The sequence below is a fragment of the Paraburkholderia sp. RL17-383-BIF-A genome (assembly GCF_046028015.1).
GTDB lineage: Bacteria > Pseudomonadota > Gammaproteobacteria > Burkholderiales > Burkholderiaceae > Paraburkholderia.
Genome location: NZ_JARESR010000042.1, coordinates 23,599 through 38,692, shown reverse-complemented (window position 1 = coordinate 38,692; position 15,094 = coordinate 23,599). Strand labels below are relative to the sequence as shown.

At 64.6% G+C, this 15,094-nt stretch carries 14 protein-coding genes; 10 read left to right on the top strand and 4 right to left on the bottom strand.

Going from position 1 to position 15,094, the window contains the following annotated elements; translation table 11 throughout:
• Positions 1–12: 12 nt before the first annotated feature.
• Entirely contained in the window at positions 13–1,233 is a 1,221-nt protein-coding gene (locus P0D71_RS32105) for a helix-turn-helix domain-containing protein (protein ID WP_408483536.1), read from the bottom strand.
• Between the two features lie 118 nt (positions 1,234–1,351).
• Here P0D71_RS32105 and P0D71_RS32100 point away from each other — a divergent pair, with 118 nt between their 5' ends.
• The 6 genes from P0D71_RS32100 to P0D71_RS32075 all read left to right on the top strand — a co-directional run bounded on the left by P0D71_RS32100 (position 1,352) and on the right by P0D71_RS32075 (position 7,790).
• Complete coding sequence (locus tag P0D71_RS32100; RefSeq protein WP_408483535.1) at positions 1,352–2,119, top strand: DUF899 domain-containing protein; 768 nt, start codon at positions 1,352–1,354, stop codon at positions 2,117–2,119.
• Between the two features lie 230 nt (positions 2,120–2,349).
• The gene (locus P0D71_RS32095) at positions 2,350–3,408 is read left to right on the top strand and encodes a porin (RefSeq protein ID WP_408483534.1); all 1,059 of its coding nucleotides are present in this window, start codon (positions 2,350–2,352) and stop codon (positions 3,406–3,408) included.
• Positions 3,409–3,771: 363 nt separating this feature from the next.
• Entirely contained in the window at positions 3,772–4,215 is a 444-nt protein-coding gene (gene cynS / locus P0D71_RS32090; protein WP_091806434.1) for a cyanase, read from the top strand.
• A gap of 91 nt (positions 4,216–4,306) precedes the next feature.
• A complete protein-coding gene (locus P0D71_RS32085; protein ID WP_408483533.1) occupies positions 4,307–5,014 on the top strand; it encodes a dienelactone hydrolase family protein in 708 nt (235 codons plus the stop codon).
• A gap of 273 nt (positions 5,015–5,287) precedes the next feature.
• Complete coding sequence (locus tag P0D71_RS32080) at positions 5,288–6,874, top strand: alpha/beta hydrolase family protein (protein WP_408483532.1); 1,587 nt, start codon at positions 5,288–5,290, stop codon at positions 6,872–6,874.
• A gap of 49 nt (positions 6,875–6,923) precedes the next feature.
• Positions 6,924–7,790 carry a GNAT family N-acetyltransferase gene (locus tag P0D71_RS32075; protein ID WP_408483531.1) on the top strand — a complete coding sequence of 289 codons (867 nt, stop codon included), beginning with the start codon at positions 6,924–6,926 and terminating at the stop codon, positions 7,788–7,790.
• 71 nt (positions 7,791–7,861) lie between these two features.
• Here the strand turns inward: P0D71_RS32075 and P0D71_RS32070 are convergent, their stop codons facing one another.
• Positions 7,862–8,167 (bottom strand): panthothenate synthetase, encoded by a 306-nt coding sequence (locus tag P0D71_RS32070; RefSeq protein ID WP_091806445.1) that lies wholly within the window; start codon positions 8,165–8,167, stop codon positions 7,862–7,864.
• 132 nt (positions 8,168–8,299) lie between these two features.
• Positions 8,300–8,932, bottom strand: a complete 633-nt coding sequence (locus P0D71_RS32065; protein ID WP_408483530.1) for a methylated-DNA--[protein]-cysteine S-methyltransferase — start codon at positions 8,930–8,932, stop codon at positions 8,300–8,302.
• Positions 8,933–9,251: 319 nt separating this feature from the next.
• Between P0D71_RS32065 and P0D71_RS32060 the strand changes: the two genes are divergently transcribed.
• Together P0D71_RS32060 and P0D71_RS32055 are read left to right on the top strand one after the other, a co-directional pair.
• Positions 9,252–10,586, top strand: coding sequence for a leucine-rich repeat-containing protein kinase family protein (locus tag P0D71_RS32060; RefSeq protein WP_408483529.1), 1,335 nt, complete (start codon positions 9,252–9,254; stop codon positions 10,584–10,586).
• A 94-nt stretch (positions 10,587–10,680) separates the two neighbouring features.
• Positions 10,681–11,679 (top strand): substrate-binding domain-containing protein, encoded by a 999-nt coding sequence (locus P0D71_RS32055; RefSeq protein WP_408483528.1) that lies wholly within the window; start codon positions 10,681–10,683, stop codon positions 11,677–11,679.
• Between the two features lie 70 nt (positions 11,680–11,749).
• Here the strand turns inward: P0D71_RS32055 and P0D71_RS32050 are convergent, their stop codons facing one another.
• Positions 11,750–12,181, bottom strand: a complete 432-nt coding sequence (locus P0D71_RS32050; RefSeq protein WP_408184391.1) for a PRC-barrel domain-containing protein — start codon at positions 12,179–12,181, stop codon at positions 11,750–11,752.
• A 201-nt stretch (positions 12,182–12,382) separates the two neighbouring features.
• Here P0D71_RS32050 and P0D71_RS32045 point away from each other — a divergent pair, with 201 nt between their 5' ends.
• Both P0D71_RS32045 and P0D71_RS32040 read left to right on the top strand, forming a co-directional pair.
• The gene (locus tag P0D71_RS32045) at positions 12,383–13,543 is read left to right on the top strand and encodes an MFS transporter (RefSeq protein WP_408483527.1); all 1,161 of its coding nucleotides are present in this window, start codon (positions 12,383–12,385) and stop codon (positions 13,541–13,543) included.
• Positions 13,544–13,788: 245 nt separating this feature from the next.
• Positions 13,789–14,961: a glycosyltransferase family 9 protein gene (locus P0D71_RS32040; RefSeq protein WP_408483526.1), complete on the top strand. Its 1,173-nt coding sequence runs from the start codon at positions 13,789–13,791 to the stop codon at positions 14,959–14,961.
• The last annotated feature ends 133 nt before the right edge of the window (positions 14,962–15,094 follow it).

Sequence of the window (15,094 nt, the reverse complement as noted above, 5' to 3'; positions counted from 1 at the left end):
CGTGTTGCCATCCTAATCAATCGGCAACGGCGCAGGGAGTAACAAGGTCGTCGTGAATCCAGGCATAGGCGGGGTCATCCAGCGGCGCGCGCGGCCTTTGCCGACGGATTGCACCTTGCCTTGCACCGCGAGCGTATCGAGGCTCCGCTGCACGGTGCGCTGGCTCGCGCCGAGCGCGAGGGCGAGGGCCGAACTCGACCACGACTCGCCGTCGGCAAGCAAGGCGAGTACGGGCGCGTGTTTATCCTCGACAGGCCGCGCCAGCACCACGACCTCTTGCGCGTGTCGTGGCATCAGCATGAAGCCGCGCCGCGTCGCGCTCACGCCGGCCACCGCGCGGAGCACCGAACGCAACCGACCGAGTTCGACCCGCAGACGCGCGCGGTGCGATTCGTCGGCAATCTTGGCCCGGAAGGCTCGCGCGACGAGTACGTCTCTCGGCACATCCTCCGGCCACGCTTCGGCGAGTGCGCGGGCGAGCACGAACAACACCGGACGGCCGGCGAGCGAGATCACCGCGCCTGTCTCGCGTATGACGTGACGGCACGCGTCCACGATCAAAGCTTTCGATGCAAGTAACGCTTCTACCTCGTCGAGCAGCAGCGGGCGTTCTTCGGCACGCGCAATGAGTCGCGCCGCGGGCGTGTTCAGAACGAGTGCGGCGTTGTCGACCTCCGCGATCAGTGCGGGGATACCCGCAAGACCCGCGGCACGCCTCGCGCGCTCTAGCGCGGCGCGTGCCGCGCGGGTCTGCAGGCGGCGCAGCGCGACACCGGCCACGACCAGTTCATGCGCGGCTCTCAAGGCCGGCGGGAATGGCGTGGGGTCAAGACCGGCAAGCGCGCGTTCGGCCTCGTCGAGGCGAGCTATCAACAGCAGGCGGCGGACTTCGAGATAGCGCGCATGCGCGGCGTTGAGCCGGTCGCCGTGCGCTTCGAGCGTGACGCGTGCCGCCTCCAGCGTTTTCGTGGGCCAGTTCAGATCGCGCGAGACGAGCGCGATCTCGGCTTCGGCGACGACACATCGTGCGCGGGCCACCGGCTCCCTTGCGCCAAACGCGCGCGCCGCGCTACGCACGAGCGCCTTTGCGCGAACCAGATCGCCGAGTTGCGCCATGGCGATGCCGCGCAGCGCGAGCGCGGGCGCGTCGTCGCGCAACGCCACGCGATTGAGCGCGCCGAGCGGATCGCCCGCTGCGAGCGCGCGCGCTGCTGCCGTCATTAGCGAGTCCATGGTCTACGCGAATCCCGTCACACTTGTCACTCCCTTGGTCTGAAGCACGCGGCTAATCTAGCACGACACCCCGCAGCATTTCGCGCGGGACTTCGTACAGCGAACCAAGGAGAGAGGCATGGCGACGACACACACCACCGGTACACGGGAAGCATGGCTAGCAGCGCGGCTCGAATTGCTCGAAGCCGAAAAAGCGCTCACGCGGCAGAGCGACGAACTGGCCCGGCAGCGCCAGGCGCTGCCCTGGGTCCGCATCGACAAGGCATACCGATTCGAGACCGATGAAGGAAGCGTCTCGCTGGCCGGGCTCTTTGCAGGACGCTCGCAGTTGCTCGTCTATCACTTCATGTTCGGTCCCGACTACACGGCGGGATGCCCGTCGTGTTCGGCGGTCGCGGACGGCTTCGCCGGGTCTGTCGTCCACCTCGCGAATCACGATGTCACGCTGACGGCGGTATCGCGGGCGCCGCTCGCGAAGCTGCAGGCATACAAGCGGCGCATGGGATGGACATTTCCGTGGGCGTCCTCGGCCGGCAGCGACTTCAACTTCGACGTGAATGTCTCGTTCACCGAGCAGCAACAACGCGAAGGCAGCGTCGACTATAACTTCCAGCGCGGCGGCCATGCCATGGACGTGGTGCCGGCCCCGGCGCCCGTCGTCGAGTTCGCGGCCGCCTGCGGAACCGATGCGCCGACCTATTCGCTCGACAGGCCCGGCATGAGCGCGTTCGTGCTCGAAGACGGTGTCGTGTACCACACGTATTCGGCATACGGGCGCGGTGTGGATGCGCTATGGGGCATGTACCAGTGGCTCGACCGTGCACCCAAGGGACGCAACGAAACGGGGGTCTGGTGGCACCGCCATGACGAGTACGGGAAGCACTGAGCCAGGGGGATCAGCAACGTGCGCGCAACGCGGAGAACGGCTCGGACCATCGAGCCGAAAATTGCAAACTGGCTCAGGTCTGTTATGTTCGCAACTGGTCCGGCGAGCGGCCTGTCTGAACATGCCAGGTTATCGTTTCGCGAGCGCACGTTGGACATCCCTACGGAGGACTTCATCTGGTCGGCGCCGCGAGATATTCACTGAATGAGCCACCACGAAAGTGGGCGCCTTTGGCACAGCTTGCCACCTGGCGCCGCCGCTCGAGTTGGCGTGCAGGCGTCGGCGGTTTGGCGCTGCTATTTTGCGCGCAGAGCCTGGCCGCGCCGGGCGCGAGCGCGGGCTCCGTCACGCTGTACGGCGTGCTCGACACCAGCCTCGAAATAACCGATCCCGGATCCGGGTGGACGCCGCGTCTGGACTCGGGCGCCTATCGCGGCTCGCGGGTTGGCTTGCGCGGCAGCGAGCCGCTCGGCGCGGGCACCGATCTGGTCTTCACGCTGGAAAACGGCTTCAGCTCGGTCGACGGCTCGCTTCAGAGTCCCGGTCTTCTGTTCAACCGCCAGGCGTGGATCGGCACGCGCAGCGGCTGGGGCGAGATGCGGTTCGGCCGGCAATACTCGCCGATCTATATCCCGTTCAAGGGCGATCTCGACGCGTTCGGCGCCGGCACGATTGCGTCCGGACTCAACAACCTGTCGAAGATCACGCCCTACGCGAGCAACGCGATCACGTATCTGTCACCGCTCGTCGGCGGATTCAGCGGCACTGTCATGATGGCCACGCGTGACCCGGCGGAAAACGACGGCAACGGCATCGACGGCTACTACGTCACCGCCGCCTATCAGCTCGACGAGTTGAGGCTGCTCTACGCGCGTCAGCAGACACACGGCGCGGGCGCACTGCGCGCGAATCTCGGCGGTGCGACCTACGGGGTCGGCAAAGTGCGGGTTTGGCTCGCCTTCTTCAATGGCGATGGCGGCACGCCGCTCTATCACGGCGCGGGTGGGGCACTCTCGGCGCAATATAGCTTTTCCTCGAATGCGCGCGCTTCGGTGGGCTACGCGCATGTGCGCGACTTCGCCGGTGCGGGCGCGAGCGCTGATCAGTTCAGCCTGGCGTTCGAATATAACTTTTCTTCCGCCTTACTGTTCTATTTCAGTGCGGCGTATCTGTCGAATCACGACGGCGCCAGCTTCACCCTGCGCGGCGTCAACGTGACCGGGCTGCCGGTCGCCTATCCGGGCGCGCCGGTCGCGGGTGTGCAGTTCGGCGTGCTCGAGCGATTCTAGCGGGCAAGCCGCCCGTGGCCGCCCGGTGCGGCGATTCGAATGGCACGCCGCGGGCTGGTCTTCGGTGTGATCGGCCGTCGCCTGACCGTCCCCGTTGCCGCGCAGTCCGTCGAACAGGCAGCAGACCATTTCGGCTGATTCGCGCTGTTCGCCGGGATGGACGTTCCGACCTCGTGCCGGCAGACGCGGGCGCTGCTGAACCGGGAGCCGACTCAGCCGGGCCCGATTGCCGACCTCGACCGGCCGTGCTGTTTCCCGACCTGACGCGCGGCATGTCGCGGCGAGCGCGCTTATTTCGTCTTGAGTACTATCTCTCAACGTCTCTCATGCGCGTATCGCCCGATCTTCACGGAGGACTCCATCATGGATCGCAACGACGTCACGAAGAAAATCATCGCCGCGAAAGTCAACAGCAAGCTAACGTGGGGAGAGATCGCCGCGAAGATCGGCCGGAGCAAGGAGTGGACGACCGCGGCCATGCTCGGCCAGATGACGCTCGATGCGAAACAGGCCGCCGTCGCTCGCGAACTGTTCGACCTGACCGACGAGGAGACCGCCTGGCTGCAAATCGTCCCGTACAAGGGCTCGCTGCCGACGGCGGTTCCGGCCGATCCGCTGATCTATCGCTGGTATGAGATCGTCAGCGTGTACGGCACGACGATCAAGGAGCTGATCCACGAGGAATTCGGCGACGGCATTATGAGCGCGATCGACTTTTCGATGGATATCCAGCGTGAACCGAACCCGAACGGCGACCGGGTCAAGGTGGTGCTCAGCGGCAAATTCCTTCCCTACAAATCCTACTGATCGCCGCGGCCAGGCCGAGCCGGCGCCGAGTCTGCAGAACCGCCCGCACTGGAGCTATGCTAGCGGCTTCGTCTACTTCGAGGAGCAACTGATGACACAGACAGCGGGTTCGATGATCACGTTCAGCCGTCCCGACGGCAAGCAGATCCAGGGTTATCTGGCCAAGCCGGAAAAGCTGGAGGGCGCGCCCGGCATCGTCGTGATTCAGGAGTGGTGGGGCGTGAACGACCAGATTCGCGGCGTGGCGGACCGGCTCGCGCAGGCCGGTTACGTGGCGCTGGTGCCCGATCTTTTTCGCGGCAAAACCACGGTGGAAGAGGCGGAGGCCCACCACTTGCTCGACGGGCTCGATTTCGGCGACGCGGCGACGCAAGATGTGCGCGGCGCGGCTCAGTATCTGAAGCAGCATGCGGCGAAAGTCGGCGTGACGGGCTTTTGCATGGGCGGCGCGCTGACCTTGCTGGCGCTGTGCAATGTTCCCGAAGTGTCGGCCGGGGTGGTCTGGTATGGCTTCCCTCCGTTGGAGTACGTCGACGCATCGAAAATCACGGTGCCGATGATCGGTCATTGGGCCACGCAAGACGAGTTCTTCACGGCAGAAACGGTCGATGCGCTGGAGGCCAAGCTGAAGGGCGCGAATGTCGACGTGGAGTTTTACCGCTATCTCGCGCACCACGGCTTTGCCAACGAACAAGCCGTCGGCCCGGGCCGCATCGCGCGGACGCAGTTCGATCCGGTCTGGTCGCAATTGGCGTGGGACCGCACGCTGACGTTTTTCGGCCGCACCTTGTGGAAGTAAGCGGCGAGATCGGCAACCGACCCGGCCTCGCCGGGTTCAGTGCTTAAGCTCACCGCTGGCGATCACTTTGCGAGCTTGCGCGAGGCCGTCGGTCACGGCCGGGCGCAGTGGTCCATCGTGCCTCTGAAGTGGCTGATGAACACGAGCGGCACGCCTCCCGTCTTGCCGAAGCGGACGGCCTGACCTTGGCGGCGTGCCGCTCCGTTTACCTATACTCATCTCACTCTGGAAAGCCGCCCACTCGACGTGACACCAACAAGCCGGAGTTTCCACATGTCTGTAGCGATGCGAAACGCGGCCCTCGGACTGCTGGCCTGGTTCACGTTGGGCACGAGTGTCACGGCGCATGCCGACTCCAGTTGCAACGAAGCAGGCACTGCGCGCGGCGAGCTTCTCGACCATCACGTCACGTTGACGCTGACCGCTCAGGAGTTGTCGACATTGCTGGCTTCGAGCGCGGGTGGCCGGCACCTCGCGCGGATTGCTGGCGAGCCCGCATGCGGCATCGAGATCGTGAGCTTTCGCTACCGCACCATCGGCGGCGCGGGCGAACCCACTCATGCAAGCGGCGCGTTGATGATCCCTTCGGGACGTGCGGCGGCATGCAGCGGAGCGCTTCCACTGATGCTCTACGCGCACGGCACCACCGCGTACCGCAACTACAACCTCGCCGATCTCACGCAAACAGATCCGGGCAATGGCGACGGCGCAGGGGAAGGCATTAGCGTGGCGGCCATGTATGCGGCGCACGGCTATCTCGTCGTGGCGAGCAACTACGCGGGCTACGCCGGCTCCGATCTCCCGTACCACCCCTATCTGAACGCCGATCAGCAATCCGCCGATATGATCGATTCGCTGCGGGCGGCGCGGCTCGCGCTAGCCGACGTGAAGCCCGACCGAAGCGCACGCGAGAACGGCAAGCTATTCGTCACCGGCTATTCGCAAGGCGGCTTCGTTGCATTGGCGACGCATCGCGCGTTGCAGGCGGCCGGCATCAACGTGACCGCATCCGCGCCGGGCTCTGGTCCATATGCACTCGCTGCTATCGCCGACGCGTTGATTGAAGGCGCGGTCAACCTGGGCTCGACGCTCTTCGCGACGTTGATCGTGACCGGTTACCAGCGCGCCTACGAGAATATCTACCGCCGGCCCGGCGACTTTTACGACGCCGCCTACGCGTCCGGTATCGAGACGTTGCTGCCGAACGCACAGCCGCTCAATCAGCTGATCGCCGCGGGCAAGCTGCCGTCGACGCAACTCTTCAGCAGCGTGCCGCCCGCGCCGCAGTTTGCCTCGATCACGCCGCCCGCCGTGCCGCCATTGACGCCGCCTGTACTGATGCCGCTATTCGCGGCAGGCTTCGGCAAGGCCAACCTCGTGCGCAACGCTTATCGCCTGACGCTGCTCGAAGATGCGGCCGCCAATCCCGACGGCGCATTTCCCAACGCGACCGCGGCGATGGAGCCGGCAACGGCTCCGCGGCATCCGTTGCGTCAGGCGTTCAAGCGCAACGACTTACGCAACTGGTTGCCGCGCGCCCCTGTCCTTTTGTGCGGCGGCCAGTCCGATCCCACTGTGTTCTTTTTCAACGCGCGTATCGAGCAGGCATACTGGCAGAACGCCAAGGTGCCTGCGGGACTCACGTCCGTGCTGGATGTGGATTCCGCCGTCGCCGGGCCCGGCGATCCGTACGCGCCGATCAGACAGGGTTTCGCGAGCGCGAAGGCGGAAGTCGCGAGTCAGGCTGTCGCCGGCGGCGCGACCGACGGCGGAGCAGCGGCGGTATTGCGTGCCTATCACGGCAGACTGGTGGCGTCGTTCTGCATGTTGGCGGCGCGGGCTTTCTTCGCCCGCTTCTGAGCGCCACGAGTGAGGCGGCGATGTGCCAGGAACAGTGGGCTAAACGATCATGACGAAGCGCAACGGGCACGAGGATTTCGTCGTGCGCAGTATGTCGGCCGACGACCTCGCTTTGGCGGTGGAATGGGCCGCGCAGGAAGGCTGGAACCCCGGTCTGCACGACGCTGCCTGTTTTCGCGCGGCCGACCCGGACGGGTTCTTCATCGGCGAATGGCGCGGCGAGCCAGTGGCCTGTCTATCCGCTGTCGCGTACGGAGAGACCTTTGGCTTCATCGGGCTTTATATCGTGAAGGAGGCGTTTCGCGGTCGAGGTTTAGGTATGTGTGTCTGGCAACACGGCATGGCGTATCTGCGAAACCGTAACGTCGGTCTGGATGGCGTGGTCGCTCAGCAGGCGAACTACAAAAAGTCCGGATTTCAGCTTGCGTATCGCAACATCCGCTTTCAGGGCATTGCGCAAGGCGTCGTTCAGGGCGACGCACATGCCGGATTGCTGAACGCCTCGGCGCTGCCTTTCGAAGTGTTGAACCACTACGATCGGCAATGCTTCCCCGCTGCGCGTGAGCGTTTTCTCGCCGCATGGCTTGCGCAACCTGATGCGATTGCACGAGTCGCGGTGCGCGACGGGCAGCTTGTCGGTTACGGCGTATTGCGGCGTTGCAGGAGCGGCAGCAAGATCGGCCCGCTGTTCGCGGACAACGTGGAGATTGCCAGCGAGCTGTTCTCCGGGTTGATGTCGAGCATTCCGGGCGAAGCGTTTTTCTTCGACGTGCCGGAGATCAACGCAGAAGCGGTCGCATTGGCCGAACGGCACGGCATGACGAGCGTATTCGAAACCGCGCGGATGTACACGCAGGAACCGCCCACTCTTCCCATTGAACGCATATTCGGCGTGACTTCGTTCGAACTCGGCTGACCGCGCGGGATAGTGCATTTGGAGTTGCGTAGCCGTCGGCGGTGCAAATCGGGAACCGCCAACGGCATGGGCTATTTCCACTTCGAGCCGAGATTCTCCAGTCCGGCTTTCATCAGGTCTTCCGGCAACATCGCAATACGCAATTCACAGTCGGCGTTGAATTTCAGAAACCATGGCTCCGCGAGTGCGGGAATCGATGATGCGGCGTCGATATCCACCACCATCACCGCCCCGCGTGCCCCGTTCTGCTCGGTAAAGTAGACGGTCTCCGGTTTTGCCTCTTCCAGTATTTGTCGGATCACGTTCCCGACGCTGCCTTCGCGCACCATGGTGTTGAACGGCTCGTGCGGGATTCGTATGTTGAGAAGCATGCGCATGTCATCCTCCTGTTGACGCCCCAAGGGCCTCTTAAGGATAGGTGCTTCTATGCGCATGGCAACGTGCCCTGTTACGACGCGTTCAACGCGGCACGACGAATGCGGCGTGCTCGTCGCGAGGCATGCGCCCGCTCAGTTTCCGAACAGTGAACTTTGCGTGCCGCGGCTCGGCGCATGGCGTGCGGGTTTCGTCTGGGCTTCGGATTTGGCCCGAGCCTCGACCGCGGGCTTCTCTTCGAGCGCGAACATATCGGTTTGCCTGTCGGCTTCCGCTTCCAGCGAAGTCTGGCCGGCTTCGAGCGACAGCAGAAACATCTTGTTCGCCAGGCCCCCCGCGAAGCCGGTCAATTCACCGGACGCGCCGATCACCCGGTGGCACGGCGTCACGATGGAGATCGGATTTCTGCCGTTCGCCGCACCGACCGCCCGCACCGCGTTGACGTTGCCGATCTGCATGGCAATTTCCGCGTAGCTGCGCGTCTGGCCGAACGGGATGGTCAACAGCGCGGCCCAGACCTGTTTCTGGAAGTCCGTTCCCTGGAACGTAAGCGGCAGGTCGAATTCGCGCCGCGTGCCGGCGAAATATTCGTTCAATTGCCGTTCCGTATCGATCAGGACTGGACGATCAGTCGCTTCGATCCATTCCCCAAGACGCACCCGGTTCGGCTTGTCGTTCTCCCACAGAATGGCAGCGAGGCGCTCGCCGTTCGCAACGAGTTTCAACTGGCCGACGGGAGAGTCCATCAACTTGTAGGCGTAGGTCACTTTGCTTGCTCCTGACGGTTTGGAGGCACAGATGCTGCACGGCGAGTCTGCGAATGCGCGCGGCGAGCGGGCCGCAGCGGGCCTCAAACGCGCCGCAAACGCGCCGACATCCGACAGTTTCAGCCTTGTGCTCTCTGAAGACGCTCCGAATCTTGCTGTCCGGTCCCTTGCAAGCGTTCGCCCATCGCTGGGCTGCTGTGCTGAAGGGAACGCGAACGAAGCGTCACTGTACAACCGTTTTCGCGTCAGGCTCGCGACTCAGTAGAATTGATACCTTCGATACGAAGCGCGCCGGCAACCGGACATCTCCACTACGACTGTGACGACAACACTTGAACAACTCCGGACCGGACAACTCGTGGGTACTCGCCGGCTCAAACTGGCATGCGGGCTGACGGAATTTCCCCGGGAGATTTTCGATCTGGCCGACACGCTGGAAGTTCTCGACCTGTCGGGCAACGCGCTCACGTCGCTTCCCGACGATTTGCCACGACTGGGCAAGCTGCGCATTCTCTTCGCCTCCGACAACCCGTTCACCGAGTTGCCGGAAGTGCTGGGTCAGTGTGCGCAATTGAGCATGGTCGGCTTCAAGGCAAACCGCATCCGGCGCGTTTCCGGCAACGCGCTCCCACCGCAACTACGTTGGCTGATCCTCACCGACAACGAGATCGAAGCGCTGCCGGCCGAAATCGGCGGGTGTACGCAATTGCAGAAGCTGATGCTGGCAGGCAATCGCCTGCGCATGCTTCCCGAGGCATTAGCCGACTGCTCGCGGCTCGAATTGCTGCGTCTCGCGGCGAATCAGCTCGGCGAACTGCCTGCGTGGTTGTTGCGTCTGCCGCGGCTTTCGTGGCTGGCGTACGCCGGCAATCCGTTCAGCGAGGCGCTCGAGGCGGCGGCGCTGATCGACACGCCGATCGCCGCGATTCCATGGCACGAGTTGAAACTCGAAGCGCCATTGGGCGAGGGCGCCTCCGGTGTCATCTATCGCGCGGAGCTTGCGGGCCGTCGCGATGCGTCCCGCGCTGTCGCCGTGAAGCTGTTCAAGGGAGCAGTCACGAGCGACGGCTTGCCGGACTGCGAGATGGCGGCCTGCATTCGTGCGGGCGATCATGCGAATCTGATCCCGGTAGCGGGAAAGGTGAAGGACCATCCGGCAGGCACGCATGGCCTCGTGATGGAACTGATCGATCCGCAGTTCAGCAACCTCGCCGGTCCTCCGAGCCTCGAATCCTGCACGCGCGATGTGTACGGCGCCGACACGCGTTTCGATGCGGCGTCGGCATTGGGCATTGCATACGGTATGGCGTCGGCGGCGCGTCATCTGCATGAGCAAGGCATCATGCATGGCGATCTGTACGCCCACAATATTCTGTATGGCGGACACGGGCGCGCGTTGCTGGGAGATTTCGGCGCGGCGTCTTTCTATGCGCCCGGCGATCGGAACACCGGCCTCGCGCTTCAGCGTCTCGAAGTCAGGGCATATGGCTGTCTGCTCGAAGAGCTGCTCGAACGATGCGACTGGCTGGATTCGCACTCGGACACCGCAGCGGCGTTGGTGGAGTTGAAGGACAATTGCTTGAGCGAGGCGATCGAAAGCCGGCCGTTGTTCGACGACATCGCCGCCCGTTTGCTGGCGCTGAAGGGCGATTGATGATCGGCAAACAGCAGCGTGGCGAGCGTATCGAGCGGCTTTCATCCGAATGCGGCACGGCCATTCGTCGGCCCGCCCCAGAAGGAGAGATTCAATGATGCAGAACACGCCTCGAGGAAAGCCCTATCGGGAGACGCGCCGTCGCGTGTTGCTTGCCGCCGCGTTGGCCGCCACCGGCATCACCGGCACGGTGGGCACCGTGGGCGCCGTGGCTGCGCAGGGCGGCAAGCTCAAGATCGCGCTCGTGCTGAAGTCGCAGACCGATCCATTCACGGTGGCGATGGCGAGTGCCGCGCAGGACTACCAGCGGCATTTCGCGTCGCAATTCGGTTTGACGATGCGCGCCACGGCCACCGAAAGCGATACTGCCGGGCAGATCCGCATGGTCGAGGAGATGATCAAGGCAAAGATGAACGCGATCGTCATCGCGCCGACGGATTCGAAAGCGCTGACCGCGGTTGTCGCTCGCGCGATCAAGGCGGGCATCATCATGATCGCGATCGACAACCCGCTCGATGACGCGTCGCAGGACGCGGCCGGAATTTCCGTGCCGTTCGTCGGGCCGAACAATCGCAAGGGCGCGCAGCAGGTCGGCAATTATCTGGCGGGGCGGCTCAATGCGGGCGATCAGGTGGGCATCATTGAAGGCAGTCCCGCCGATCGCAATGCGCAGCAACGCACGGAAGGTTGCCGGGACGCGATGAATGCGGCGGGCATCGGCATCGTCGCCGTTCAGTCCGGCGAATGGGAGTACGGGAAGGGCCGCGACGTCGCCTCGAAGATGCTCAACGAGCATCCGCAGATTCGCGGCTTGCTGTGCGGCAACGACAACATGGCAATGGGCGCGGTCGACGCGGTTCGCGACGCAGGCAGAACGGGCGGCGTCTACATCACCGGCTACAACGATATCGACGCGATCAAGCCGCTGCTCGCCGATGGCCGCGTGCTTGCCACGATCAATCAGTTCGCCGCTCGCCAGGCGATTTACGGCGTCGACGTGGCGTTGAAGGCGGTGACCGAGCAGAAAAAGCAGAGCGAACTGTCGAGGGTGATCGAAACGCCGCTGCAACTGGTCACGGCCGCCAATCGCTGAATCGAGGCTGTTGTAAGGCCTTTGCGGGAGCGAGCCGTCTCACTCCCGCATCACGGCCTGCCACGTCCCGTTATTCCACCTTGACCTTGCGCGGCTTGGTCGCTTTTTCGAGCTTGTTGTACTCGAACTCGGGCACCGACTTCAGCGCATCCTTGGTCGCGCCGGCGAGGAACAGATTGCCGTCGCGGATCTCGAAGTGATCGACCGGAATCGCCACGAAGTGCTTGCCCATGCCGAGGAAGCCGCCCACCGACACGACGGCATACGTTGCCTTGCGGTCCGGCGAAATGATCACGTCATAGATGCTGCCGATCTTGTCGTTCAGATCGTTGTAGACAGGCTCGTCGACCAGGGCGCGCCGCACGCTCCAGCCTTTTAGCAGCGCATTGGTTTGCTCGACCGTGCCGCCGAGCGGCTGCAGTCCGGCAATTTGCGCGTAGGCGCTTTGCGACGCACAGATTGCGGCGAGAGCGGTCGCGCAGATGAGTGTTTTTGCTTTCATTTTGGCTCCTTGTTATCTATCGAACAGTCAGCTTCGTACCAAGGCAAGAGGAAGCACGCCATGTGCCCGGGGCGGCGCGAACCGGCATTCGTGCTTCTCCGTCAATACTTAATTGCCGCCGGAAGGGTGTTTGTCAGGTGTCCACTGCCCGACAATCCGTCGATTGCGATATTTGCAGGGAGAATAGATATGAAACCAGGTATGAAACCAACCTGGGCACTGTTGGCCCTGGCTGTCGGCGCGTTCGGCATCGGCACGACCGAATTCGCGCCAATGGGCTTGTTGCCCGTGATCGCGAACGGCGTGGGCGTCTCCATTCCCGCCGCCGGCCTGCTGATCAGCGCCTATGCACTCGGGGTCATGCTGGGCGCGCCGTTGATGACGCTCGCCTTCGGCAGACTGCGCGCAAAGAGAGCGCTGATCGCGCTCATGTCGATCTTCGTGATCGGCAATCTGCTGTCGGCCATGGCGCCCGGCTACTGGACGCTGCTCGCCGCACGGCTTGTCACGAGCCTGAACCACGGCGCGTTTTTCGGCATCGGCTCCGTGGTCGCGGCGAATCTCGTGCCGCGCGAGAAGCGCGCGAGCGCGGTCGCCACCATGTTCATGGGACTCACGATCGCCAATATTGGCGGCGTGCCGGCCGCGACCTGGATCGGTCAGCAGATCGGCTGGCGCATGGCGTTCGCCGGCACCGCGGGGCTCGGCGTGCTGGCGATTGCCGCACTGGCCGTTGCGCTGCCGCGAGGCGATGCGGGCAAGATGCCGGACGTCCGCCGCGAGTTGCGGGTGCTGGCGCGGCCTGAAGTGCTGATGGCGCTGGCCACCACCGTGATGGGCGCCGGCGCGATGTTCACGCTTTACACCTATGTGGCGCCGGTGCTCGACAATTTGACGGGCGCCTCCGCGGGCTTCGTCACGATCGCGCTGGTGCTGATCGGCATCGGCTTCACGATCGGCAACGGCCTGGGCGGACGGCTCGCCGACTGGTCGCTCGACGGCAGCACGAAGCTGTTTCTCGGCGCGCTGGCGGTCATCATGGTGGCGTTGCCGTTCGTTCTCACCAGCCACGTGGGCGCGTTGATCGGCATGCTCGTGTGGGGCGCGGCCACGTTTGCGATCGTGCCGCCGGTGCAGATTCGCGTGATGCACGCGGCGGCCGAGGCGCCGGGGCTCGCGTCGTCGGTGAACGTGGGGGCGTTCAATCTCGGCAACGCGCTGGGCGCCGCCGCCGGCGGCGCGGTGATTTCAGCGGGGCTGGGTTATTCGGCGGTGCCGATTGCCGGCGCGGTGCTGGCAGCGGCCGGGCTGCTGCTGGTGTTCGCCGGCCGTGCCAGGCGCCAGGCGATCGAGAGCTGCTGACGGTGAGGCTTCGATCGACTGTGCCAGCCTCGTCTCGTCCGCGAGAAGAGAGCCGCTAGCAGACGGACGGCACGCAGTCCACGGCTCTGTACGCCCGGCCACAGAGCGTACTGCGGCAACCATGCACAATCGGAGCGAGATCCGGGCGGCGCCTGCGGCGCACCGGCGCCATGCGCGCCCGGGCCGCCCGCCGCCGCGCGTCGATGCACGGCGACGGAGATAACCCTCTGCCGATTGGAGACGCAATGGGTTGGAAAAGCCTGCTGATTGAATCGCCGGTCTGGTTGATGGGCCGGTTTCACCGTCCACGGTTCGACCCGCATCGCGACACGCCGCGCGAGATTCTCGTGCTGCGTCCGAACGATTTCGGCGAGCTGCTCACCACCACGCCGCTCTTCGAAGCGCTGCGCACGCGCTTTCCGACCACACGCCTGATCGCGGGCGTGGGCAGTTGGGGGCGTCCGATTCTCGAGAACAATCCTTTCGTCGACGAGATCGTGGAGATCGACGCGCCCTGGAATAACAAGCTGGTCGAGGACCGCTCGCACCGCAACGTGTTGCGTTTTCTGTGGAAGTCGCCGCAAGTCGCCGCGCTGCGCGCGCGGGGCGGCTTCGATGTCGGTATCGATGTGCTCGGCAGCTACATGGGCGCGCTGCTGCTGATGCGCGCCGGTGTGCGTTATCGCATCGGCGTGCGCGGTTATCGCGGCGGCTGGAGCGGGTGTCAGGCGCATATCGAATTCGCTGCCCGGCAATGCGGACGCGCGGCACTCGCGCAGGGCGAGCTGCTGGGCGCAATGGCGCTGCCGGAAGCACGCCCGCAACTGTTTCTGACCGACGACGAGCGCGCAAGCGCCGCGCGGATCTGGAATACGGCTAGCGTGCCGGGCCGTCGCACCGTGCGGTTGATCGTCGGTGTCGGGGCGGGTGTTCCGACCAAGGCGTGGGACGCCCGCCAGGTCGGCGCCGCACTCGCACAGATCACGCAGACGCTCGAACAAGCCGGCGATGCGTGCGATATCGTGATCGTCGGCAGCAAAGCCGATCAAGCGCGCGCCGCCGAGGCGATCGCCGCAGCGGGGCCGCGCGTGCCGGTCCGCTCGGTAGCCGGCGAGGTGCCGATGCGCATCATGTTCGCCCTCACGGAACAGGCCGGCGTCGTGCTGACGAACTCGACGATGCTGATGCACGTCGCGGCCGCGTTCCGCCGTCCGACTGTCGCCGTGCTCGGCGGCAGCGTGACCAAACCCGAGCGGCACGATGCCATCTGGGGCTATCCGCCGCCGTATCGCAGCGTGTCGCCCGAGCAATATGTCGCGGGCGAGCACGCGCGGAACTGGCCGAGCGTCGAGCGGGTCGTGCAGGCGGTACTGGAGGCGGTCGGCACGCAGCGGGCGCAAGTCAGCGCGGCTGCCTGATGTCGTACCGGCTCGTTCGCCATTGACGTTGATACGCCAGAACTCTCGAACCTCCATCGCGGCGGCATCGCTCGGCTGACCAAACGGGGCTCGCTGAATCGCGGAGCATTGCCGTACGCGATTTTAGAGCGAT

Excerpts from the sequence above, each read along its gene's own strand:
- P0D71_RS32105 (WP_408483536.1), bottom strand. The coding sequence starts at position 1,233 with ATGGACTCGCTAATGACGGCAGCAGCGCGCGCGCTCGCAGCGGGCGAT.
- P0D71_RS32100 (WP_408483535.1), top strand. The coding sequence starts at position 1,352 with ATGGCGACGACACACACCACCGGTACACGGGAAGCATGGCTAGCAGCG.
- cynS (WP_091806434.1), top strand. The coding sequence starts at position 3,772 with ATGGATCGCAACGACGTCACGAAGAAAATCATCGCCGCGAAAGTCAAC.
- P0D71_RS32085 (WP_408483533.1), top strand. The coding sequence starts at position 4,307 with ATGACACAGACAGCGGGTTCGATGATCACGTTCAGCCGTCCCGACGGC.
- P0D71_RS32080 (WP_408483532.1), top strand. The coding sequence starts at position 5,288 with ATGTCTGTAGCGATGCGAAACGCGGCCCTCGGACTGCTGGCCTGGTTC.
- P0D71_RS32075 (WP_408483531.1), top strand. The coding sequence starts at position 6,924 with ATGACGAAGCGCAACGGGCACGAGGATTTCGTCGTGCGCAGTATGTCG.
- P0D71_RS32070 (WP_091806445.1), bottom strand. The coding sequence starts at position 8,167 with ATGCGCATGCTTCTCAACATACGAATCCCGCACGAGCCGTTCAACACC.
- P0D71_RS32055 (WP_408483528.1), top strand. The coding sequence starts at position 10,681 with ATGATGCAGAACACGCCTCGAGGAAAGCCCTATCGGGAGACGCGCCGT.
- P0D71_RS32050 (WP_408184391.1), bottom strand. The coding sequence starts at position 12,181 with ATGAAAGCAAAAACACTCATCTGCGCGACCGCTCTCGCCGCAATCTGT.
- P0D71_RS32045 (WP_408483527.1), top strand. The coding sequence starts at position 12,383 with ATGAAACCAACCTGGGCACTGTTGGCCCTGGCTGTCGGCGCGTTCGGC.
- P0D71_RS32040 (WP_408483526.1), top strand. The coding sequence starts at position 13,789 with ATGGGTTGGAAAAGCCTGCTGATTGAATCGCCGGTCTGGTTGATGGGC.